Here is a 3,045-nt window from a genome sequence, read left to right as displayed (position 1 = left end):
GGCCCGGACGGCGCCTGCACGCGGACGGGGTACGGCACGCCCCCGCCGCCGTCCTCGGATCTGACCCTGCTGCCGGTGCGCGAAGTCGACGGCGCCGTCTTCGTGTGGCGGCACCACGACGGGCGGGCACCGGACTGGGAGCTCACGCCCTGGCACACGCTCGGGACGCGGGCGCCGCGGTTGGCCGCGTGGGAGATGGCGGGGCACAGCCAGGACGTGGTCGAGAACACGGTGGACATCGGGCACTTCACGCCGCTGCACGGCTGGGGCGCGTCGGAGGTAGCCGAGCCGGCGGTCTTCGAGGGGCGGTCCTTCCGGATCTCGGTGCGCTCCGAGGAGCGGGTGCCGCTGCTGGGCGCGAGTCCGCTGGAGGTGACGCTGGAGGGCAACGGGATCAGCCGGGTGCACGTGTGCACGGCGCTCCCTCGGTTCGGGGTGCGCACCTGTGCCGTATACACGACCACGATGATCGCGCCCGCGGTTTTCCAGCTGCGCCAGACGAGCCGCTTCGAGGTGGCCGAGCCGGCCGCCCTCCCGGCCCCGCTGGCCCGCTGGGTGAGCGGCTCGGTACACCGGCTGCTGGCGGGTGTGATGTTCCGGGGCAACTGTGCTTTCGTGTCCCAGGACTTCCCGGTCTGGGCGACGAAGCGGTACGTGTCTCCGCCCCGGCTGGCCCGCGGCGACGGCCCGATCGGCCCGTTCCGCCACTGGGCCCGGCAGTTCTACCCGCCGGACCGTTACCTCCCCCGGCTGCGGGAGCAGGCCGGCGCCTGAGAGGAGCAGGTGCGCAAGGGCGCGGCCGAGTTGACGCACGCGCTGTCTCTTTATGTGGTGGACGCCGCCGTGGCGATCATCCGCGAGCTGGGTCGCACTCAGCCGGACACCCTCATCCACGGTGACCTGCACGGCAGAAACACCCTGCGCGCCGACCGCGGACCACGGCTGGCAGTTGACCCCGAGGGGTACTCGGGAGACCCGGCCTACGGCGGTGGCACGCTGTTGTAGTCACGCACGCTTACGCTCCATGAACGGCACGACCTGCGCAAAGCTCTTCACCGCACCTTGGCCCCATCCCTGAGAGGCTGTGGCCTTTCCGTACTTGATCGCTGGCTTTCTGCTGGTCAGGCATGGTGTGGCGGGTTCTGTGGCAGACAGGACACGTCGTGCCGGTCTGGTCGTGGAGGTTCGGGGATGCCGTCGGTGGTCGGTTTGCCGGAGGAGCGGGAACGGGGTGCCCGCCAGCGGGTCGGGGTGTTGCGTGAGGAAGCGGACCGGGTCCTTGCCGAGCTGCGCGACGCGGAGCTGTTCCGGGAACGGTTCGTGACTGCGCGGGAGGTCGTCGTCGAGGTTCTCGCTGGTCCGGGCGGTGGTGTCGACGCCGAGAAGACGGCCGTGCCGGTTACGGAGAGCGCTGCCCCGACGCGGCTGCCGGGGCAGCGCTCTCTGCCCACTTCACCGCGCTGCGCGCACCACGCTCGCTCCCGATCCCCCTCGTCATGCCCCGTTGACCCGGTCAAGGGCGCCGGACCCCGGCTGGTCCCCAACTGGTCCCCAATAATGATCAAGGGCCGGTTTCGGATTGCTCCGAAACCGGCCCTGACCTGCGACTCTCACGAGTCGGGACGACAGGATTTGAACCTGCGACCCCTTGACCCCCAGTCAAGTGCGCTACCAAGCTGCGCTACGTCCCGATGCGTTTCCTCCCGGTGTTCCCGGGCGGTCGCGCAGGACAAACATTACCTCACTCCGAGGGCCGGATCGACGCCTGTACCTGCTGGGCGCGGCTCGCCAGTCCTTCCGCTCCGCAGTCGGTGGCGAGTTTCTGGGCCAGGGCGACCTCCCGCCGGGAGCGGATCGCCTTCCCGTACTCGAAGCGCGCCAGGGCGTGCTCGTAGGCGGACGAGGACGCCGCGAGGTGGCGCACGGACTCGGCCAGGAGAGGGGCGGCCTCCTGCGCGGGCACGAAGAGGGCCACACAGCGCAGGGCCTCACCGATCGCCGTGTCCGTGCCGAAGCGTTCCGCGTGGACGCGGGCCCGGGTGGCCAGCTGGGCGGCCCGTACCGGGTCGGTGTCGGCGAGAGCGCGGGCGAGATCCCCGGCCCAGGGCGCCCAGACTCCGTTGAACCGGCCTCGTGGCTCCAGGGCCGCGCCCGCCGCCTCCAGCTCGGTCACGGCCTCCTCCGTGCGGCCCTCGGCCAGCAGCAGTCGTCCGCGTACGCACGGGGCGTCCGGCAGGACCATCGCGCTGGGGTACGGCGGACCGAAGCCGTACCGGTCGGCGATCAGCCGGGCCTCCGCCGTCCGCCCACGGGCGAGCAGCGTGTCGACGAGGAGGCAGGTGGCGTCCCAGTGGACGGGCAGTCCGCTGCCCGCCCGGTCGGCGAGGCGCAACCCCTCGCGCAGGAAGCCCTCCGCCTCGGCGAGCCGGCCCCGCCTGCGGTGCACGAGTCCCAGAAGGGTGTGTGCGAACGCGAGGTGCGCACCGCTCCAGCCGGAGATCTCGAAGGCCCGTACGGCCTCGCCGAAAAGCGCGTCGGCCCGGTCGAGCTGGTCGGTGAACGCGTAGGTGATCCCGACCATCGCGGGGAGTTCGAATCCCCATTCCGAGTCGGTCCAGCCCAGTCCGCGTGCGGGCCGCCCGTCCACCAGCGCGCGTTCGCAGAGGTCCACGACGAGTTGGGCGTTCTCACCACGCAGCATGGCGTCGAAGGCCCGCAGGGTCAGCAGGGCGCGCTCGGCGTTGTCGCGGCCCTTGAGATGGTCCGCGTTGCGGGCGAGGCGGGCCGACCGGCCGGGGCCGTCGTCCTCGGTGGCCTGCATGCCCTCCCACAGGAAGTGTGCGGCCTGGAGCCGCATCAGGCCGGGCCCGGGAGGGGTGCGGGACGCCTCGGCCGCGAGGGAGAGCGCCGCGTCCTTGAGCTGGTTGTTGTGGGACAGGGCGGAGGCGAGCCGGAAGGTGGCGTCGATCCGGAGTGTCTCGTCGAGCCCCGGCGTGTCGAGTGCGGCGCGCAGGTGCTGCACCGTGGTGGCCGGTGAGGAGAGCA

Annotated in this window: 2 protein-coding genes, 1 tRNA gene and 1 pseudogene; 2 read left to right on the top strand and 2 right to left on the bottom strand. The window is 71.9% G+C overall.

Going from position 1 to position 3,045, the window contains the following annotated elements:
* Both VN520_RS13585 and VN520_RS13580 read left to right on the top strand, forming a co-directional pair.
* Positions 1 to 774: (2Fe-2S)-binding protein (locus VN520_RS13585; RefSeq protein ID WP_325747149.1), on the top strand; the 774-nt coding region annotated here is incomplete at its 5' end.
* Positions 775 to 783: 9 nt separating this feature from the next.
* The gene (locus VN520_RS13580) at positions 784 to 1,005 is read left to right on the top strand and encodes an aminoglycoside phosphotransferase family protein (protein WP_325747148.1); all 222 of its coding nucleotides are present in this window, start codon (positions 784 to 786) and stop codon (positions 1,003 to 1,005) included.
* A 612-nt stretch (positions 1,006 to 1,617) separates the two neighbouring features.
* Here VN520_RS13580 and VN520_RS13575 read toward each other — a convergent pair.
* Positions 1,618 to 1,691 (bottom strand) — tRNA-Pro (locus VN520_RS13575).
* 50 nt (positions 1,692 to 1,741) lie between these two features.
* A pseudogene (locus VN520_RS13570) lies at positions 1,742 to 3,045 on the bottom strand (ATP-binding protein); the annotation flags it as partial.

It is taken from the genome of Streptomyces sp. (assembly GCF_035563135.1).
Taxonomy (GTDB): Bacteria; Actinomycetota; Actinomycetes; order Streptomycetales; family Streptomycetaceae; genus Streptomyces.
Note: the sequence above shows the minus strand (reverse complement) of the source record. Positions and strands in the feature narration are given on the sequence as shown.